Consider the following 505-nt stretch of genomic DNA (forward strand, 5'->3'; position numbering starts at 1 on the left):
CCGATCTTTTTTCATCACTAACAGTAAGGCCTATTTCTCCATCAACCTTTGCATTTTCCTGTGCAGCAGTCAATCGATTGATTCGGTACAAAAGCAAATCACGCGCTGTTTCTGGTTCATTCGCCGCATAATAAGGCAGAACAAAAATTTCATCCCAGAAAATATGTCCTCGATAACCTTCACCAGTCAATCCACGCGAACCTACGGACGCATCTAAAAACTGATTAGCACCCAGAATCTGTGAGTCAGAATTCCCATTCCAAGAATCGGAAGTCCCACGACCTTCGCCTCCTGTATCGACTCCCATAAGTAGGATGGTCAGAGGTTTAGTCGCCTGAATGACTTGTTCTGTTTGTTTATTCCCAGCATTCGTGTAAGTCATTTTAAAGGCTTTTGTTGTACCGTTTAAGACGGTTAATGTATATCCGCCCGCAGCAATTGCCGTTACTAAAATGATACTTCATACCATGACAAGTGACGTTATCCAAAGCTTCATATTAGCATT

The 505-nt window shown here is 42.4% G+C and carries 1 protein-coding gene; it reads right to left on the reverse strand.

Going from position 1 to position 505, the window contains the following annotated elements; genetic code table 11:
- On the reverse strand, window positions 1–382 hold a 382-nt coding region (locus BABA_RS28570), incomplete at its 3' end, for a trehalose and maltose hydrolase ( phosphorylase) (RefSeq protein WP_007087955.1).
- Window positions 383–505: the final 123 nt, after the last annotated feature.

It is taken from the genome of Neobacillus bataviensis LMG 21833, from assembly GCF_000307875.1.
Taxonomy (GTDB): domain Bacteria; phylum Bacillota; class Bacilli; order Bacillales; family Cytobacillaceae; genus Neobacillus; species Neobacillus bataviensis.